This window comes from Novosphingobium sp. 18050, assembly GCF_902706195.1.
GTDB lineage: Bacteria > Pseudomonadota > Alphaproteobacteria > Sphingomonadales > Sphingomonadaceae > Novosphingobium.
The window spans coordinates 18125-34452 of the sequence record NZ_CACSJO010000035.1 but is presented as its reverse complement, the minus strand read 5'-3'; the positions used below and the strand labels follow the sequence as shown (position 1 = coordinate 34452).

At 64.8% G+C, this 16328-nt stretch carries 20 protein-coding genes; 9 read left to right on the top strand and 11 right to left on the bottom strand.

Annotation, left to right across the window (positions count from 1 at the left end; all coding sequences use genetic code 11):
* From fahA to GVL61_RS21985, 8 genes are all read right to left on the bottom strand, one after another.
* A partial coding sequence (gene fahA, locus GVL61_RS22020; RefSeq protein ID WP_159982984.1) for a fumarylacetoacetase occupies positions 1-861 on the bottom strand: 861 nt, incomplete at its 3' end.
* A 110-nt stretch (positions 862-971) separates the two neighbouring features.
* Positions 972-1760 carry a sulfite exporter TauE/SafE family protein gene (locus GVL61_RS22015; RefSeq protein WP_159982976.1) on the bottom strand — a complete coding sequence of 263 codons (789 nt, stop codon included), beginning with the start codon at positions 1758-1760 and terminating at the stop codon, positions 972-974.
* 164 nt (positions 1761-1924) lie between these two features.
* Positions 1925-2101, bottom strand: a complete 177-nt coding sequence (locus GVL61_RS22010; protein ID WP_159982974.1) for a YezD family protein — start codon at positions 2099-2101, stop codon at positions 1925-1927.
* A gap of 196 nt (positions 2102-2297) precedes the next feature.
* Entirely contained in the window at positions 2298-2759 is a 462-nt protein-coding gene (locus GVL61_RS22005) for an Rrf2 family transcriptional regulator (protein ID WP_159982972.1), read from the bottom strand.
* A 183-nt stretch (positions 2760-2942) separates the two neighbouring features.
* Entirely contained in the window at positions 2943-3830 is an 888-nt protein-coding gene (locus tag GVL61_RS22000; protein ID WP_159982970.1) for a TauD/TfdA family dioxygenase, read from the bottom strand.
* A gap of 128 nt (positions 3831-3958) precedes the next feature.
* Positions 3959-4702 carry an energy transducer TonB gene (locus GVL61_RS21995; protein WP_159982968.1) on the bottom strand — a complete coding sequence of 248 codons (744 nt, stop codon included), beginning with the start codon at positions 4700-4702 and terminating at the stop codon, positions 3959-3961.
* Positions 4703-4754: 52 nt separating this feature from the next.
* On the bottom strand, positions 4755-5279 hold the full coding sequence (locus GVL61_RS21990) for a CoxG family protein (RefSeq protein ID WP_159982966.1): 525 nt from the start codon (positions 5277-5279) through the stop codon (positions 4755-4757).
* A gap of 31 nt (positions 5280-5310) precedes the next feature.
* Positions 5311-7008, bottom strand: coding sequence for an FAD-dependent oxidoreductase (locus GVL61_RS21985; RefSeq protein ID WP_159982964.1), 1698 nt, complete (start codon positions 7006-7008; stop codon positions 5311-5313).
* A 367-nt stretch (positions 7009-7375) separates the two neighbouring features.
* On the opposite strand from GVL61_RS21985, the gene GVL61_RS21980 reads away from it, so the two are divergent.
* The 4 genes from GVL61_RS21980 to GVL61_RS21965 all read left to right on the top strand — a co-directional run bounded on the left by GVL61_RS21980 (position 7376) and on the right by GVL61_RS21965 (position 10361).
* Positions 7376-7645 (top strand): GlsB/YeaQ/YmgE family stress response membrane protein, encoded by a 270-nt coding sequence (locus tag GVL61_RS21980; protein WP_043971158.1) that lies wholly within the window; start codon positions 7376-7378, stop codon positions 7643-7645.
* Between the two features lie 99 nt (positions 7646-7744).
* The gene (locus GVL61_RS21975) at positions 7745-8020 is read left to right on the top strand and encodes a hypothetical protein (RefSeq protein WP_159982962.1); all 276 of its coding nucleotides are present in this window, start codon (positions 7745-7747) and stop codon (positions 8018-8020) included.
* A gap of 332 nt (positions 8021-8352) precedes the next feature.
* Positions 8353-8955, top strand: coding sequence for a superoxide dismutase (locus tag GVL61_RS21970; RefSeq protein ID WP_159982960.1), 603 nt, complete (start codon positions 8353-8355; stop codon positions 8953-8955).
* 221 nt (positions 8956-9176) lie between these two features.
* On the top strand, positions 9177-10361 hold the full coding sequence (locus GVL61_RS21965; protein WP_159982958.1) for an MFS transporter: 1185 nt from the start codon (positions 9177-9179) through the stop codon (positions 10359-10361).
* Here the strand turns inward: GVL61_RS21965 and GVL61_RS21960 are convergent.
* Together GVL61_RS21960 and GVL61_RS21955 are read right to left on the bottom strand one after the other, a co-directional pair.
* Entirely contained in the window at positions 10339-10884 is a 546-nt protein-coding gene (locus GVL61_RS21960; RefSeq protein WP_159982956.1) for a sigma-70 family RNA polymerase sigma factor, read from the bottom strand. The two genes, GVL61_RS21965 and GVL61_RS21960, sit on opposite strands and share 23 nt — an antisense overlap.
* Positions 10877-11062: a NepR family anti-sigma factor gene (locus tag GVL61_RS21955; protein WP_235037843.1), complete on the bottom strand. Its 186-nt coding sequence runs from the start codon at positions 11060-11062 to the stop codon at positions 10877-10879. Before GVL61_RS21955 ends, GVL61_RS21960 begins: the two co-directional genes overlap by 8 nt.
* Positions 11063-11339: 277 nt before the next feature.
* Here GVL61_RS21955 and GVL61_RS21950 point away from each other — a divergent pair, with 277 nt between their 5' ends.
* On the top strand, positions 11340-13004 hold the full coding sequence (locus GVL61_RS21950; RefSeq protein ID WP_159982954.1) for a CHASE domain-containing protein: 1665 nt from the start codon (positions 11340-11342) through the stop codon (positions 13002-13004).
* An 80-nt stretch (positions 13005-13084) separates the two neighbouring features.
* Positions 13085-13459: a PilZ domain-containing protein gene (locus tag GVL61_RS21945; protein WP_159982952.1), complete on the top strand. Its 375-nt coding sequence runs from the start codon at positions 13085-13087 to the stop codon at positions 13457-13459.
* Positions 13460-13526: 67 nt separating this feature from the next.
* Here the strand turns inward: GVL61_RS21945 and GVL61_RS21940 are convergent, their stop codons facing one another.
* Entirely contained in the window at positions 13527-14318 is a 792-nt protein-coding gene (locus GVL61_RS21940; RefSeq protein WP_159982950.1) for a response regulator, read from the bottom strand.
* A gap of 476 nt (positions 14319-14794) precedes the next feature.
* On the opposite strand from GVL61_RS21940, the gene GVL61_RS21935 reads away from it, so the two are divergent.
* The 3 genes from GVL61_RS21935 (at position 14795) to GVL61_RS21925 (ending at position 16291) form a co-directional block, all read left to right on the top strand.
* Entirely contained in the window at positions 14795-15478 is a 684-nt protein-coding gene (locus GVL61_RS21935) for a sigma-70 family RNA polymerase sigma factor (RefSeq protein WP_159982948.1), read from the top strand.
* A 32-nt stretch (positions 15479-15510) separates the two neighbouring features.
* Positions 15511-15945 (top strand): response regulator, encoded by a 435-nt coding sequence (locus GVL61_RS21930; protein WP_159982946.1) that lies wholly within the window; start codon positions 15511-15513, stop codon positions 15943-15945.
* Positions 15946-16012: 67 nt separating this feature from the next.
* Positions 16013-16291: a hypothetical protein gene (locus GVL61_RS21925; protein WP_159982944.1), complete on the top strand. Its 279-nt coding sequence runs from the start codon at positions 16013-16015 to the stop codon at positions 16289-16291.
* The last annotated feature ends 37 nt before the right edge of the window (positions 16292-16328 follow it).

Here is a 16328-nt window from a genome sequence, read left to right as displayed (position 1 = left end):
GGGGGGCTGCGCCTGCCGGAAGGGGGCCAGAGCCTCCATCGTCACCAGCCACGGCGATACGGTGGTGAGGAAGTTCTTCGCCAGGAACGGGCCGAGCGGCTGGTATTCCCAGGCCTGCACGTCGCGCGCGGACCAGTCGTTGAGCAGGGTTAGCCCGGCGATGTGGTCCTGCGCTTCGCCAATCGGGATGGGCGATCCTTGCGCGTTGCCGGTGGCCAGCCAGACCCCCAGTTCCAGCTCGTAATCGAGCTTTGCTGCGGGGCCGAAGGCGGGTTCCTGCGCATCGGGCGCCTTGGTCTGTCCAAGCGGGCGGATCACCGGCGTGCCGCTGGGGCGCACGGTAGAGGCGCGTCCGTGATAGCCGATGGGCACGTGCTTGTAGTTGGGCAGCAGCGGATTGTCGGGCCGGAAGAGGCTGCCCACGGTCGTGGCATGGTGAATGCCGACGTAGAAATCGGTGTAGTCGCCGATGTGGGCGGGCAGGTGCATCGTGGCATCCGCCACCGGGACCAGCAGTGGTTCGATGCGTGCGCGCTCCTGCGAGTCCTGAGCGAGCAGGGCGGACACCGCGCGGCGCATCGCCCGGCGCGGGGCCGCTCCAAGCGCCAGCACGGCGTTGAGCGTGGGGGCGCTTGCCGCCTCGGCCGCCGCCAGAGCCTCGCCAGACAGCAGGTCGCTGCGGGCGAGAGCGGCAAGGTCGAGGATCGCATCGCCGATCGCCATGCCGCCGCGCGGGGCCTCGCCGAAGCGCGAGAAGATGCCCAGCGGCAGGTTCTGGATCGGGAAATCGCTGTCGGCATTGGCGCTTTCCACCCAGGAAAGGCGCTGTCTGTCGTGAGTCTCGTCGATGTGGGGGGGCATCGGCATGTCATCCTCTCCTGTCCGCTTCCGGGCGGCTGGCGCCGGATTGCCGCAGAGCCGCCGGTCTTGCAACGGCTATCGCGGTGTCGAGGAGGTGGGAGCTATGGGCCCTAGAATATAGGCCACGCCTTCCACACGCTGAATGCGCTGGTCGCGATCAGCACGATGGATACGGCCGTCAGCAGCACCCGAGGTTTCATGCGCTTGGCGAACAGGGCGCCGAAGGGTGCGGCCACCACGCCGCCGATGATGAGGCCGACCGTGGCGGAGGTGAAGGCGGAAAGCCCGATCGTGGCGATGAACGCGGTTGAGATCGAGGCGGTGAGGAGGAATTCGGCGGTATTGACGGTGCCGATGGTCTTGGCCGGTTCTCCGCCCTGCACCAGCAGGTTGGAGGTGACCACCGGCCCCCAGCCGCCGCCGCCCGCCGCGTCGAGGAAGCCGCCCGCTAGTGCCAGAGGCGCGGTGAAACGGGGGTCTTCGAAGCTGGGCTTGCGCATGCGAATGGCGCGAAACAACAGGTAGACGCCCACACCGGCCAGATAGAGCATGACGAAAGGCTTGGCGACCGAGGCGTCGATGCTCGAAAGCAGGTAGGCGCCGGTCACGCCGCCGATGATGCCGGTCGGAACCAGCCGCCAGAACAGGCCCCAGTTCACGTTGCGATGCCAGATATGGCTAAGGCCGGAAGTGCCGGTGGTGAACAGCTCGACAAGGTGGACGCTGGCGGAGGCGGCGGCCGGGGCAACGCCCACGACGCTGACCAGCAGTGTTTGCGTGATGACGCCGAAGGCCATGCCCAGTGCGCCGTCGACGATCTGTGCGGCAAAGCCGATGGCGATGAAGGGGGCAATCTCGGCCAGGTGGGCCGGCAGGTCGGCCATCAGCGAATCGAGCATTCAAATTCCTCCCGTGGCGGGGTTGGAGCAGTTCAGGGGAGTTCGCGCCAGACCGGGGCACTGCGAAGCGGCGCCGGGACAGGCCGAGGAATCCGGGGTATGTCAGGTTTTGGCGGCAGGGGCGTTCGGTGGACCGATGTACCCGGCAGCCGGAACGTGCGCCTTCAGTTGTTGAAGCGGCGGCGCTCGGTCACGTCGACCTGCATCAGCTTGCCGTCGTGCACGGTCAGCTGGATGACGCCGAAGCGCAGGCGCTGGAGCGCCTCGATCACATGCTGGACGCCTTCGTTGAGCAGCGGATGTTCACCGGCGGGCGCTTCGGTGGGGTTGGCAATTCGCATGGGCGTCTCCTCTCGCGTCGCGGGGCAGCGTTCCGCCGCGATGGCCCCGCGCGGAGGCCATGCGTCATCCGTATTCTCAATCTAATAAGTTGACAATAGGGTCGTTGGAGTAGCTTTGCTTTCAGCGCCGAAAGTACCCTGCTGACCGCCGGGACGATGGCGCCAGGCAACGTGGAACTTGGCAGAACCGGGTGGATCAGCCCGTCTGCACTTCGTCGGCCGCTTCCAGACCCGAGGCTGCGGGCACCAGTTCGATCGGGTCCGCGAGGGTTATCCCGTCGAGCAGGGTGGCGGTGGCGTCGCGCAGCTGGAGCATCAGCGCGCGGGTGCGGCAGTCCTTTTCCTCGACGCAGTTCTTGCAGGTTTCGTGCGCGAAACGGCTGGCGCAGGGCACCAGCGCCAGCGAGCCGCGCATGACGCGGATGAGATCGCCATAAGTGATGTCGATCGCGGGCACGCCCAGCCAGTAACCGCCGTCCTTGCCCCGCTGCGAGGCGACGATGCCGAAGCGCGACAGCTCCGACAGGATGACGGTGAGGAACTTCGCCGGGATGTTCTGGCTCTCGGCGATGTCGGTCAGGGGTATCGGGCCCTGGCCGTGCTTGTCCGCGAGGTGCTGCATGGCCCGGATCGCATAACGTGTTTTCTGCGACAGCATCGGAGCAATTCTCGCAAGGACTTGAAGGGCACACTTGCTCCACTTGACGCGGCTGCGTCAACCCGTCTCGCCGGGAGCCAGGCTCGTGCAAGGGCGGCAACGGTGGATTACTGGCCCAACGTTGCCGCCGGCGATTTGGTTGCGAGGATGACTCCTCCCTGCCGCCGCGCAGTAAGAAGCGTTTCAGGCGATCTGGTATATCTGTTCCACATGCGCGGCCTGTGCCGGTATGCCGGGCTTCTCCTTGCCCGCGATGGTGGTCCGGTGCATCACGCGGCCCTCGTCGGTGTAAGGCACCACGCGGTGCATCAGGCCATGGTTGTTCCAGATGACGAGATCGCCTGGCTGCCACTTATGGGTATAGACGAGGTCGGGTTGTGCCGCCCACTGCTGCAGCCGCGTCAGTAGGGCGCGGCCATGCGGACCGGGCATTCCGACGATGCCGTCGGCGTGAGTGCCGAGCAGGAGCGATTTGCGACCGTCCTCATGGGTCCAGACCAGCGGCTGTTCCATAACCGCCGCCATTGCCTTGTAGCGTGCGCGGCGTTCCTCGCTCGGGTGTCCGTGGACGGGACGTACCGCTGCCTCGACGCAGTGAATTACCTTGAGGCCTTCGTATTCGCGCTTCTCGTCCTCGGGCAGGAGGTCCCATGCGGCGTAAAGGTTGGCGAATTCGGTCGCTCCGCCTGTGTCCGACAGCTTCCGGGCCGAGAGCACGGTGGCCTTTGGCAGGGGCTGGTCGATCGTTATCCCGTCGATGTGCCAGAAAAAGGTGCCCAGAACGTAGTCCGGCTCGGCGTTGAGTTTGCGGTCGAGGGTGATCTTGTAGACATCCGGCGTATCGGCATCGGAGCCGGGCACCTGACGGGTGAAATTGACGCGTTCACCCAGCCGGTCGGTGAAGGCGAGCTGGAGTTGATCCGACACGTCGATCTGCGGGAAGACCAGCACGCCGCGGGTTTCCAGTTCGCGGCGCACGGTCTCGATCGTCTCGTCGTCGAGCAGGTGGTCGGGCGATACGTGGACCATGCCGCCGATATACGGTTTTACGGGTTCGACTGTTATGGACAAAGGGCCTCTCCTCTTCAGATCCCCGTTTTCGGGGCTTCTTCAATGCAATGCTGTGCATGTGTACAGCGTGCGCTCCGGGAAAGGGTTTGTCTATCCGGAACTCGGCCCGCAGGGGTGCGGGGAAAGGCCTATGGCTCGTCCTCGGGGTCGAAGTACCAGCCGTGCCTCTCCACCATGATCGCGGGAACCGGCTCGCCCCGCGCATTGCGGGACGGCCGGAAGCGGAAGCGCTCGGTAATCAGCGCGCAGGTGGTCGCATCGAGCTGCGGCCGCCCGCTGGAGACGAGGATGCGGCAGTCGCTCACCCGTCCGTCGACGCCGATGCGGTAGCGCAGTTTGAGTTCGCCGCCAGCCTTGGCTTCGCGCAGGTCCTTGGGCAGGTCCGAGAAGTGCAGGCGGCCGCGGATCTGCGTCGGCCGGGTGAGGGTATCGTCGTAGCCATCCCCGTCGCCGTTTCCGCCGCCGCCATCGCCGTCTCCGATCCCGCCCGCGCCCTGTCCGGGGCCGACCCGGTCGGATGCGCCGCTCTGCGTGGCTGAACCTGTCCCGGCTCGCGGCGCGGTGACGACGGGCGGGGGCACGATCAGCGGCGGGAGGCGCGGCGGCGGGGCCACGATCTGCGTCGCCTTGTTGCGCAGGTTGGCGGGCGAGGGACGGCCCTTGGCGGCGGTGGAGTGGGCCTTCGCCGGTTTCTCGCGGCGGCGTGGTTCCTTTGGCGGATCGCGCAGCGGCATGATGGCGGCGAGGGCTTCGCGTCGGGCCTGCGGAGTCATGCGCGCGGCAAGGCCGGCGACGAGTGCGGCCAACCCTCCCGCCACGATTAGCAGCGAGGCAAGCGCCGAAAGGGCGCGCTGCCGGGCGGACGTATACACCTCTTCGGGTCTCCTTGCAGGGGACAACCCGGGAAGTGCGCGGTTGGTTTCGTCACCGCCCCAGCAGCTGTTTCAGCCATGCGGCGAAGCGCTTTAGCAGGGAGGGAGCCGGATCGGGCCGGGTCGGCGCCGTTCCGGCCAGCGCCTCGATGCGGCTTTTCAGTTCCTCGGCAAAGCTGCGGGCGAAGCGGGGGAGGACGGGCGCACCCATGGCTTCCCACATCGGCGCCATCGGGCCGGACCCATGCACCTGCACCGCCAGTTCGACCTCGGTGCCGCCCCCATCCGCCGGCCTGGCACGGTAGGAGCCGGCGCCTTCGACCGGATCGCCCTGGAGGCGGAACGTGAAGTCCACCCGTTCCGGCCCGTCCCAGCGCTCGACGTGGACCGCCACTTTCACCGTGCGCACGAGGCCGCCCACGCCCACCTTCAATATCCAGAGCGAGTTGTCCTCATCCGCAATCTGGCATGACTGGTAGCCGGGCATGATCTCCGCCCAGCGTTCGACATCGCGGGCATAGTCCCATGCCGCGCCGAGGGACGCGGCGATGGTGACGGTCTGCGTGGTTTCGATCATGAGCCTGTCCCGGCTGCGACGCCTGCCCCGATCACAAGCCCATGCGCTCCACCTCTCGCGCCAGCAGGGTGCTGGGCGCTCCGGCGGCATGCTGCGCGGCAAGCCAGCCGTACGTCATGCCCCGCGCGTTCGAGATGCCCGACTGCATCACCGCACCTGTCTCCATGCGGGCCTGCGAATTGCCGGCCACGTACAGTCCGGGGATCGCCTCGTCGTTCCAGTCGAGCGCCTGTCCATCGAGGTCGGTGAGAATGCCCGAGGAGGCGATCGCAGTGCCGCCCATCCGGTCCAGCTGGACGGCATAGAACGGACCCTTCTCCAGCGCGCCGAGCACGGGGCAGGGCTTGTGGAAGGGGTCGCCGCACATCCAGGTGCTCCACGGATGGGTGCCGCGTCCGAACTCGGGGTCGACGCCTTTGACGGCATGCTCGTTGAAGGTGGCGACGGTCTGCTGCAGCGCGTCCGCGTCGACGCCGATCTTCAGTGCCAGTTCGCGCAAGGTCGGGGCCTGCTCTCCCAGTCCTTCCGGCCAGTCGGAGCCGGGCATGATCGAGCCGAACGGGTACTTTTCGCGGACCTGGCTGTCGATCACGGCCCAGCAGGGGAAGTTCGGGTGGGTCTGGGTCGAACCGTCGATATGGTCGATGGTGTAGTAGAAGCTGCGGTAAAACGCTTCGTTGCCGAAGCGTTTTCCGGCGCGGTTGACGACGATGGTGTGCGGCTGGCCGATCACCGGCAGGGCGCTGTTCCACAAGGGTCTGCCGTCCTCACCCTCCATGCCGGGGATAGTGAAGCCCAGCGAAGTGATATCCGGCACCCTGGCAATCCGCGCGCCCAGCGGTCCGGTGAGGCGGAAGTTGGCGCCGTCGACCGATGAGAACACCATCGAGCCAAGATCGAGCTGCTGGCCGAGGGTGCGGTTGTAGTCCTGGTTGCGCTCATAGCTGGAGACCGCGACGAGTACGCCCTTGCGCGCCTTCACGAAGATATCGCGTCCTTCGTGGACTGCGCGGACGCCGACCACGCGGTTGCCGTCGGCGATCAGTTCCTCGGCTCCGGTTTCGGTCATCAGCGTGACCCCCCGGTCGAGCGCACCCTTGACGAAATAGGCGGCGAGGCCCGGGCCCAGGCACCGTTCGTCGGCGGTCAGGCGCTCCGCCATGCGGGAGAAGTCCCACTTGGCAATGTTGGCGGTGCCCCCGGCGCTGAACATGTCGTGGTGGGTGAAGCCATAGGGCATCTGCGGCGAGACGCGCGTTTTTGCCTGCCAGTCGCCCAGGGTATCCGCGGGGAAGGGCGCGACTTCCAGCATCCGCCCTTCGGCGACGGAATCGTTGCTGTGGCCGTAGTAATAGTCGGGACAGTCTCGGATCACTTCGGTCCTGAGGCCGATGCGCTCCTCGAAATAGCGCAGGGCCTCGCGGGCATGGACCACCTTGTTGAGGATCGCGAGGTCCGATCCATAGCCCATCGAAAGGCGCTGGAGATAGCGAAAGCCGCTTTCGGCGCTGTCCTCGATGCCAAGGTCCTCGGCGTGGTGATTGCCTGCCACCCAGACCTCGCCCATCGACAGTGCGGTGACGCCCCCGACTTGCGAAGCCTTCTCCAGCACAATGGCTTCGAGACCCTGTTCGCGGGCGGTGATGGCGGCGGACAGGCCGGCGATTCCCGATCCGATCGAGACGAAGTCTGTTTCGATATCCCAGGCTTTCGGCATATTTTCGAGCATTGGGCATCCTCTCCCGCGTGGACCGTACCGCATCGCTTTCGAGGCAGCAGGGCAGGTGTTCGCCGGTCTTCGTCGGGAATCGCGCTGCGAGGCTGACTGTAATTAGACACCTTTGCCGTTTCAACCGTTTTGTCATACAGGACGGTGTATATCGCCCTGACGTGAGTGCCCTTTCTCCTGTAAAGCACCTTGAATGTTTCAATCTATCTCGCGTGCGGGCGCGTGCTTGCGCGCTACTTTCGAATTTTTCGATGCGGCAAAGGCGCTTGGTCGCGGCCAGATGCGACGAAGCGATTCAGGCGATTGCGGAACCATGACGAAAGATGACCGTTTACTGGATCAACAACACCCATTCGGAGACGGTACTATGACCCTTCTTCTCATCCTCATCGTCGGCGGCATTATCGGTTGGCTGGCTTCGATCCTGATGCGCACCGATGCGCAGCAGGGCATCTTCCTGAACATCGTCGTCGGCATCGTCGGCGCCCTGATCGCCGGTTTCATCATCACTCCGCTCATCGGCGGCGCTCCCATTACCAGCGGCGCGTTCGACATCATGTCGCTCTTCGCTTCGTTCCTGGGTGCGGTTGTGCTGCTGGCGATCGTCAACCTCTTCCGTCGCGGCTCGGTTCGGTAAGCCACGCGGCCGGGGCCGGTGAACGGCCCCGCGCGGAGGCTGGCGCGTCCTCCCTGTGATACGTGCCATGATTACAACAGAGGGAAAGGACTACTCGCCATGAAAGCCATCACTACTCCGCGTCTTGCAATGATCGCCATCGCTTCCGCTTCGCTGGGCCTTGCAGCCTGCAACAGCCCGCAGCAGGAGGCCACCGAAAAGGCCGCCGATGCCGTCGAGGCACAATCCGACGCGGCAGCCGATATGATGGAAGATCAGGCCGGGATGACCAGCGGCACACCTTCAGAAGCACTCGAGAATCAGGCTGACGCGGTCAAGAAGGCCGGAGATGCCAAGTCCGACGCCATGAAGGACGCCGCTTCCAAGCAGAACTGACGGTCGATTAAACGGTCGTACCGACTGGCGCCCGACCCCCTTGCAGGGTGCCGGCGGAAACGGGAGAGGATGGCGGTAACCCCGTCATCCTTTTTCGTTTGCGGCCGTTCTTTTTCATTTGAGGCCATATCTTTGTTTTGAGAAGCGCGCGCCTGGCACCGGATGACCGCCGCGGACGATAAAATCGCCGCGAAATCAAAATGCCACTATTGCACGCTTGAATTGTTGCGCTGCACGACAGAAATAGGCGCCGGACCTCTCTTCCGCGTCTGGTGCCCTGGCACCGCCGGCGCAGCCAAGCTTTCGATCACCCTGAGAACAGGAACCATGACATGACCATTGCCCTGATGCCGCTGCCCTATGCCCAGGACGCACTCGAACCGCATATCTCCGCCAAGACGCTTGAGATCCACCACGGCGCCCACCACAAGACCTACGTCGACAAGCTGAACGCTGCGATCGAAGGCACCGACGACGCCGGCAAGACCGTCGAGGAAATCACCAAGTCGGCTTCGGGTCCCAAGTTCAACAACGCGGCCCAGATCTGGAACCACGGCTTCTACTGGTGCTCGATGAGCCCCGAGAAGACCGAGCCCAGCGAAAGCCTCGCCACCGCCATCACCAACGATTTCGGTTCGATGGATGCGCTCCTCGAAGCGCTCTCGAACGAGGCGGTCAACCACTTCGCTAGCGGCTGGGCCTGGCTCGTCGTCGACGCCGGCAAGCTCAAGGTCATCTCGACCCATGACGCCGGTTGCCCGCTGACCACCGACGTGGTGCCGCTGCTCACGATCGACGTGTGGGAGCACGCTTACTACATCGACCAGATGAACAAGCGCCCGGCCTACGTGAAGGCCGTGCTTGAGAACCTCATCAACTGGACGTTCGCGTCGGACAACTTCGACCGCGGCACGGCCTGGACCTACCCCGCGTAAGTCCTGCTGCCTTACAGCATCGCGAAGCCCCCGTTTCCGGCAAGGGAAGCGGGGGTTTTGTTTTGCCCGAATCCCGCCGTATCCGCCGTTACCCGGAAGGGAGCGCCGCCGTTTTGCTTCCTGCCCTCGGGAAGGTCAGACGTGGATGATCAAGCCGTCGCGGCCTTGACCTCCTCCTTTCGCACCTGCGAAGAGGCGCGTTCTGCAACGGGGGACTGATCGTGAATCGCGGGTGGATCACGCTGGGGCTGGTGGTGGGCGGAACCATCGTCGGTCTTATGGGCACCGATCTGGTGCTGCCGGCAGTGCCGCATCTGCCCGAGGCGCTGGGCGGAGATCCCTCGCGCGCGCAGCTGGTGCTGGCGGCTTACGTCGGCGGATCGTGCCTTGGCCTGCTCGGCTTCGGCGCGCTGGGAGACCGGGTTTCCACCGCACGGCTGTTCATCGGTTCGCTACTGGCGACCGCGCTGCTTTCGCTCGCATGTGGGTTGGCGACCAGTATCGAGGGGCTGATCGTTCTGCGGGCGGTGCAGGGCGTGGTCGCGGCCGGGCCTGCGGTTTTCGCGCCGGGCGTGGTCAAGGCGATGTTCGACGAAACCCGCGCAGTCCGGGCCATCGGCTTCCTTGCCAGCATCGAATCGCTGGCCCCCGCATTGGCGCCGATCGCGGGGGCAGGACTGCTCGCGCTGGGCGGCTGGACCTTGAGCTTCGAGGTGATGGCCGGCGTCGCGGTGGTGGTCGCCGCGCTGCTGGCGCTGACCGGCGGCGTTCCGCAAGTGAGCCGGCGGGGCAGGGGCAGCTTCGCGGCGCTCGTAAAGGATCCTGTGTTCATGCGCTATGCGGTCAGTCATGCATGTGTGCTGGGGGGGCTGCTGGTCTTCGTTTTCGGGATGCCCACGGTCTTCGTGCGTGTCCACGGGGGCACGCTGGCCGATTTCATCGTCATGCAGCTATGCGGCATCTCGACGTTCATCGTTGCCGCCAATGTCTCGTCCGGCCTCGTTGCGCGGCTGGGGGCGGAGCGGGTGCTGAACATCGGGACAGGGATGGCAGCCGCCGCAGCGCTGGCGCAGTTCGCCTATGCGCTTTCGGGCGGGACTTCGGCATTGGTGATCACGGCGCTGTTCGTGCCGGTCAATACCGGGCTGGGCCTGCGCGGGCCGCCGGGCTTTTTCCGCGCGATGATGGCCAGCCACGGCGACGACGCGCGGGGCAGCGCGCTCGTCATCCTGTTCCTGCTAGGGGCGGCGGCGGTGGGCACTGCGCTTGTTTCGCCGTGGATCGAGCGCGGCACCGTGCCTGTCGCAGGTGCAGCGCTCGTCTTTCACGTAGTGTCGGTACTGTGTCTTTACGCACTGCCCAGGCTGCGCGGAGAGGGTGAACTCAACCCGTCTTGCGCGTCTTGATATCGAGCGCGTCGAGTTCGCCTTCCAGCATCCGGGCCAGATCGGCGCGGGCGCGAGCGACGCGGCTTTTCATCGTGCCGATCGGACAGCCGGCGATCTCGGCGGCTTCCTCGTAGCTGAAGCCCGAGGCGCCAACCAGCAGCACCGCCTCACGCCGTTCGGGTGCGAGCTTCTGGAGGGCCACTTCCATGTCGCCCAGATGCAGCGGGCCTTCCTGGTCCGGTTCCATCACCAGCATACGCTCGGCCACGCCCTCGTCGAGGTCGGTCTGGCGCCGTGAGCGCCGCAGTTCGGAGAGATAGTGGTTGCGCAGGATCGCGAAGGTCCAGGCCCGCATATTGGTGCCGGCCTGATACCGTTCCCGCGCGGTCCAGGCCTTGATCGCGGCTTCCTGTACTAGGTCGTCGGCAAAATCGGCACGGCCGGACAGGCCGCGGGCAAATGCGCGGAGGTGAGGCAGGACTGACAGCAGTTCCAGGCGAAATCCCTCGTCGGCGGGGGAAGCCTTGATCCGCTCAGGCATCGCCCGGATCGTCCAGCTTCTTCAGGAGATCCTTGAAGCTGTCCGGTAGCGGTTCATCCACCACGGAGTTATAGAGCTTCCTCAACCCCCCGGCCCAGCCGGGCTCACCGTCTCTGCGGACTTCCGGCGGCAGGCCCGGCATCCTGCCGGGATCGCCACGTCCATTGGGCTGACTCAACACGAACTCCCTTTCACGAAGTACACTTGCTGCGAGACCGGGGTACGGTCAAGCCCGGTGCGCTGTCTCGTCCTGGGCAATCGTGACCATGGGCGGGCGCTGCTCGGTTTCGTCCTCCTGCAAGCCGGAATGGACGTCGTTTGATCATTGGAACAATCCACGCTGAGCATGGTTCCCCTGAGCATAATCTGTGGCATAGCACGTTTCTCGCTACGATCACTTTTGACCGTAAGTGACGCCATAACGTGGCAGGGTCTGGAGTACAGGAAGTTGCTGGGTGATTGACCAGGCTCTGCTCGACAGGGTGCAGAAGCAGGCGTGGTTCCACAAGTATCCGCGTGGCTGGCCCTTCCTGCTTTTCCTCATCGCGAGCATCACCACGGCGGTTTCGGTCATGGCCATCGAGCGGGCGGACAAGGTCACCCGCGCGGTCGAACTGGACCGCAACCTCACGGAAATCTCCTCTGCCCTGCAGCGGCGCGTGACCGAGAATATCGCGCTCCTGCGCGCGGGCAGCGCGCTGTTCGCTACGCAGGACGAGGTCTCGGACGAACAGTTCTCCGAATTTTCGCAGGATCTGCAGGGCGACGGCACGCTGTACGGTTCGCTGGGCATGGGCTGGGCGCCGGTAATCCCGGCCGACCGCATCGCGCCGTTCGAGGTCGCGCTGCAGACCACCGGCGGCCGTCCCGATTTCATGATCGACCCCCGCCCCGAAGCCGATCAGGAAATCGTGACTCCGATCGTCTACCTTCAGCCGCAGTCACTCCCCAATCGCCGGGCGCAGGCCTACGACATGTTCTCCGACCCCGCCCGCCGCAAGGCGATGGAACGGGCGATGGAGCGCCGCGCGCCGGCTGCCACGGGCCTGCTTCAGCTGGTGCAGGATCGTGGCAGCCCGCGCGCGGCAGGCTTCCTCATCTACATGCCGGTTTTCGCGGAACGGGGCAGGGGCCATGCGGTCAAGGGTTTCGTGTTCAGCCCGTTTCGCGCGCAGGCGTTCCTGACCTCGGCCAGCGAACTGTATCGCAACGACAGCATCGACCTTGCCATCTACGACGACCACGTCGCGCCCGAAACGCTGATGGCCGAACAGCGCGCCGACGGCGTTTCCGGCCCCAGCATAGAGCGGCGGATCGACGTGGCCGGACAGTCCTGGGTGGTCGAGGTCAGCGACCGCAAGGCCGGCGTGCTCTCCACCCTGTCGCGCATCACGCTGTTCTTCGGGGCGATCGCCTCGCTGATGGTCATGGCGATCGGGCGGCTCATCACTAAGCGCGCGGCGGAGGACCGGATCGTGCTGGAATGGCTGACCAGCCAGGCCTCGATCCGCAATTCGCTGACGCGCGAACTGAACCACCGGGTCAAGAACACCCTCGCCAATGTGCTGTCGATCGCCGCGCTGACCCGGCGCCGCTCGACCGGGATAGACGATTTCACGGAAAGCCTGACCGCCCGCATCCGGGCGCTTTCCGCCACGCATGACCTGCTCTCCCAGTCGGATTGGGGCAATGCCGCGCTCGGCGACATCGTCCGTTCCGAACTGGCGCCCTACATGGACGGCTACGAGAGCCATGTCGCGATGTCCGGTCCGGCGATCAAGCTTGCTCCCAACGATGCGATGTCGCTGGGGCTGGCGATCCACGAGCTGGCGACGAATGCGGCCAAGTATGGCGCGCTCAGCACGATAGAAGGGCGCATCCACGTCAACTGGGAGCTGCTGTCTCCCGAACTGGCTGAGATCCATTGGCGGGAAGAGGGCGGACCGACAGTGATCGAGCCGAAAAAGCGCGGCTTCGGACGCGACCTGATCGAAAAAATCGTCGCCCATGAACTGAAGTCCGAGGTGGACCTGAAGTTCAACCCCGGCGGTGTCGAGTGCCGGCTGAAAGTCCCGGTGCGCGCCTCGCGTGAGTTCGTCCTGCGTAACGAGCGGCGCTGAACGCGGACTTCAGGGCGGCGTTATCGTTTGTTTAAGTCGATTCGCACTATTTCTCCCTTATCAACGTGAAGGGGGAAAGTATGGACGCGCGCAGCTGGAGCCGACACATCGTCGAGAAGGAAGTTCCCTGCATCATCGGGGAAATAGCGGTCCCGGCGTTTCTTTACGATCTTTGCGCCGGAGGCTGCATGATCGAGCTGGGCGATTCGCGCAGCGCCGTCGGCGAGCGGGTAATCATCGATCTCTATGAGCTTGAGACGGCCTGCGGGGAAGTCGTGTGGCAGTCGGGCCGCTGCGTCGGCGTGCGTTTCGACGTGCCGGTCCACGACGCCGTGGTGCGCCATGTCGGTTTCACGCCGCCAAGCCTGTCCTTTGAGGAACAGGCCCCCCGCGATCGCTTCGGCCGCGTATTGCCCCCGCTAGCAGCGGGTGAGCAGCGCCAGCTGGGTCTATGACCAGCCGCGCGGGCCGGGCCTTTGACCCGCCAGTAGGGGCACCCCCGCCGAAGCGGGGGCGCCGTGGTCAGGCTACCGACCGGCTGGAATTGAAGAACAGCGCCTGGCTGATCGATGCGCGCACGGTTGCTTCCTGGAACGGCTTGGTCACCAGGTAGGTCGGCTCGGGCCGCTCGCCGGTGAGCAGGCGTTCCGGGTAGGCGGTGATGAAGATCACCGGCACGTCGCCGAACTTGAGCAGGTCTTCGACCGCGTCGATGCCCGAGCTGCCGTCGGCAAGCTGGATGTCGGCAAGCACGAGGCCGGCCGGGTGGCGCGAGAAGATCTCGATCGCCTGGGCATGAGTGGCGGCGGTGCCGACCACGGTATGGCCCAGATCGGTGACGAGACTTTCGAGCTGCATCGAGATCAGCGGCTCGTCCTCGATGATGAGAACCTGCGTCGCGCTCTCGCCCTCGATTTCGAGAATGGCCTGGCTGACCAGGGCGTCGATTTCCCCGACCGAGAGATCGAGGATTTCTGCGGTTTCCTCGCGCGAGAATTCCTCGACGGTGGTGAGCAGCAGGGCCTGGCGGTGCGTCGGCGCGATCGTTGCAAGGCGCTCCTGCGCAGCCTGTTCATGCATCCCGCCGCCGCCCAGATTGGGCTCTTCGACATGGCTGGTTGCCCAGATACGGGTGAAGGCGCCGTAAAGCGCCGCGCGGCTGTGGGCGATCGCCTCGCGCAGCGAGCGGTCGGCAAGCGCCGCTTCGAGCGTTGCGCGTACATAAGCGTCGCCCGATTGCTGCGAACCCGTCAAGGCGCGCGCATAGCGGCGCAGGTAGGGCAGCTGTATGGCGATCTGGTCAGAGACAGACATTCATGTTCCTCAGGCCTGTTGGGAAGTCATTCCCGATTGCACGTCGTTGGCGCCCCTTGCGCCTGTGGGCCGATGTCTTTTGTCTGACTCCGCAGCACAGATAGGGCAACCGGAAAATTTTTTACGATAGAACGCTTTTTCGGGAACCAACTTGGGGTCGTCACGTTCCCTCAATGTCACCACTGGCTCCCCCACCCCCCCCGCAAACCGGTGGTGACCCGATCCCGAGGCCTTCGTTCACCGTTATGGTGGACGGAGGCCTCAAAGTTTCTGGGCCGTGCTTGTTCCGGCCGGGGTGTGAAAAAAACTTTCCTCGAGACTGCTCAAATTGCCCCGAAGCTCCTCTTTTCCGGGCCTTTGGAGCAATCCGTGACGGGGCTTTCCTGAACATCCGTGCAGGTAAATATCACATTTGGGGAACCAATTTCGACGCAGTGACGTTTGATTGCCGACAGGTTTCTATGGAGGGTATCGCCATGTCGGCAACGATCGAAGCAAGCGTCGAGGCAGGGAAGCCCGAGACGGTAGCGGCTGAAATCAAGACGGCGCTCAGCGACCGCGACTTCAAGCGCGCGCTGGCCGACGTGGCCCCGCATCTTCGCGCATTCGCCCGCGGCCTTTGCGGCTGCCGTGATCGCGCCGACGATCTCGCACAGGAAGCCATGCTGCGTGCCTGGGCGGCGCGTGAGCGTTATGCCGCCGGCACCAATTTCAAGGCATGGACTTTCACGATCCTGCGCAACCACTTCTATTCCGAAGCCCGCCGCGCCCGCTTCCACGGCGAGTACGACGAACTGGCGGCCGAGCGCATCCTGCGCGCCGAAGCGAGCCAGGAAAGCGCGGTAGAATTGGCTGACGTCCTGCGCGCACTGACCGCCATTCCCGAAAGCTACCGCGAAGCTCTGGTGCTCGTCGCCGCCGGCAACCTTTCTTACGAGGAAATCGCCGACATCTGCGGTATTGCACTGGGCACCGTGAAAAGCCGCATCTGCCGCGCGCGCGCTATGCTCTCGAAGATCATCGAATCCGGGCAGCTCCCGGACTTCCGTCATAACTTCGTGCTGACCGGCGACGCCATCGACGCTTTCTTCGGCGAACTGCTTAAGGTTGCCAACGTCGATCCCAAGATGGTTCAGGGCCGCAAGCTGCTGGCCGCCTGACGGCCGGATTTCAAGACAAGGAACCTCGTGCCTTGGGTACGAATCTCCCGAGCCCAGGTAAAATCCTCATAGTCGAGGACGAGTTCCTGGTTGCCCTGCAACTGGAAGACATTCTTGCCGATGGCGGTCATTCCGTCCTCGGCACCTTCCCTGACATGGCTTCGCTCGGGCGACTGGGAGAGGCGCCTGACGTGGCTCTCGTCGACCTCAACTTGCGGGACGGGCTGACTGGCCCGGCCATCGCCCGCGACCTTTCCGGTCGTTTCGGCGCGCGCGTCATCTATGTCACCGCCAATCCCGGCCAGATCGACGCGCCGGCGGCCACTGCCGTCGGCATCGTCCAGAAACCGTTTACGCGTCAGGCCATCCTGGCCGCGATTTCCTATGCTATGTCCGCATGCCCCGATGCCGTCCGTCCGGTCGAGCTGGAGCCTCTGCTGGTGAACAAGACACCAATTATCGACTAGGAGAGGGGCCGCAAGAGCCCGGGCCCGTAACCATAAAAACATGGGGCCTGAGAAAGAAGGCGAGAGGATGAGTCAATTCGTCCTGCAATGCCTGCAATACTATGGCGCCGCTGCGGGAACCGTGGCGGCGCTTATTGTTTCGCTTGACCTCGGCCGGCGCTGGACGGGCTGGGGCTTCGTGATTTTCGTGACGAGTTCTCTGGCGCTGATTGGCTGGGGGTTTCTCGACGATACCGCGCAGGGCATCGGGGTGCAGAATATCGCCCTGCTGGCGATCAACTGCGTGGGGGTCTGGCGGTATCTGCTCGGCCGTGCCCGGAGCGGGAATGATGAAAGGGCGCGATGACCTAAGTCACCGCGCCCCCGCAGCTCACGCAGGTCCG

Bases quoted from the DNA above. Each gene is read 5' to 3' on its own strand.
- GVL61_RS21960 (WP_159982956.1), bottom strand. From the start codon at position 10,884: ATGCCTGAGCGGATCAAGGCTTCCCCCGCCGACGAGGGATTTCGCCTG.
- GVL61_RS21940 (WP_159982950.1), bottom strand. From the start codon at position 14,318: ATGTCTGTCTCTGACCAGATCGCCATACAGCTGCCCTACCTGCGCCGC.
- GVL61_RS21945 (WP_159982952.1), top strand. From the start codon at position 13,085: ATGGACGCGCGCAGCTGGAGCCGACACATCGTCGAGAAGGAAGTTCCC.
- GVL61_RS21925 (WP_159982944.1), top strand. From the start codon at position 16,013: ATGAGTCAATTCGTCCTGCAATGCCTGCAATACTATGGCGCCGCTGCG.
- GVL61_RS22005 (WP_159982972.1), bottom strand. From the start codon at position 2,759: ATGCTGTCGCAGAAAACACGTTATGCGATCCGGGCCATGCAGCACCTC.
- GVL61_RS22015 (WP_159982976.1), bottom strand. From the start codon at position 1,760: ATGCTCGATTCGCTGATGGCCGACCTGCCGGCCCACCTGGCCGAGATT.
- GVL61_RS21935 (WP_159982948.1), top strand. From the start codon at position 14,795: ATGTCGGCAACGATCGAAGCAAGCGTCGAGGCAGGGAAGCCCGAGACG.
- GVL61_RS21975 (WP_159982962.1), top strand. From the start codon at position 7,745: ATGAAAGCCATCACTACTCCGCGTCTTGCAATGATCGCCATCGCTTCC.
- GVL61_RS21970 (WP_159982960.1), top strand. From the start codon at position 8,353: ATGACCATTGCCCTGATGCCGCTGCCCTATGCCCAGGACGCACTCGAA.
- GVL61_RS21985 (WP_159982964.1), bottom strand. From the start codon at position 7,008: ATGCTCGAAAATATGCCGAAAGCCTGGGATATCGAAACAGACTTCGTC.
- GVL61_RS22010 (WP_159982974.1), bottom strand. From the start codon at position 2,101: ATGCGAATTGCCAACCCCACCGAAGCGCCCGCCGGTGAACATCCGCTG.
- GVL61_RS21980 (WP_043971158.1), top strand. From the start codon at position 7,376: ATGACCCTTCTTCTCATCCTCATCGTCGGCGGCATTATCGGTTGGCTG.
- GVL61_RS21990 (WP_159982966.1), bottom strand. From the start codon at position 5,279: ATGATCGAAACCACGCAGACCGTCACCATCGCCGCGTCCCTCGGCGCG.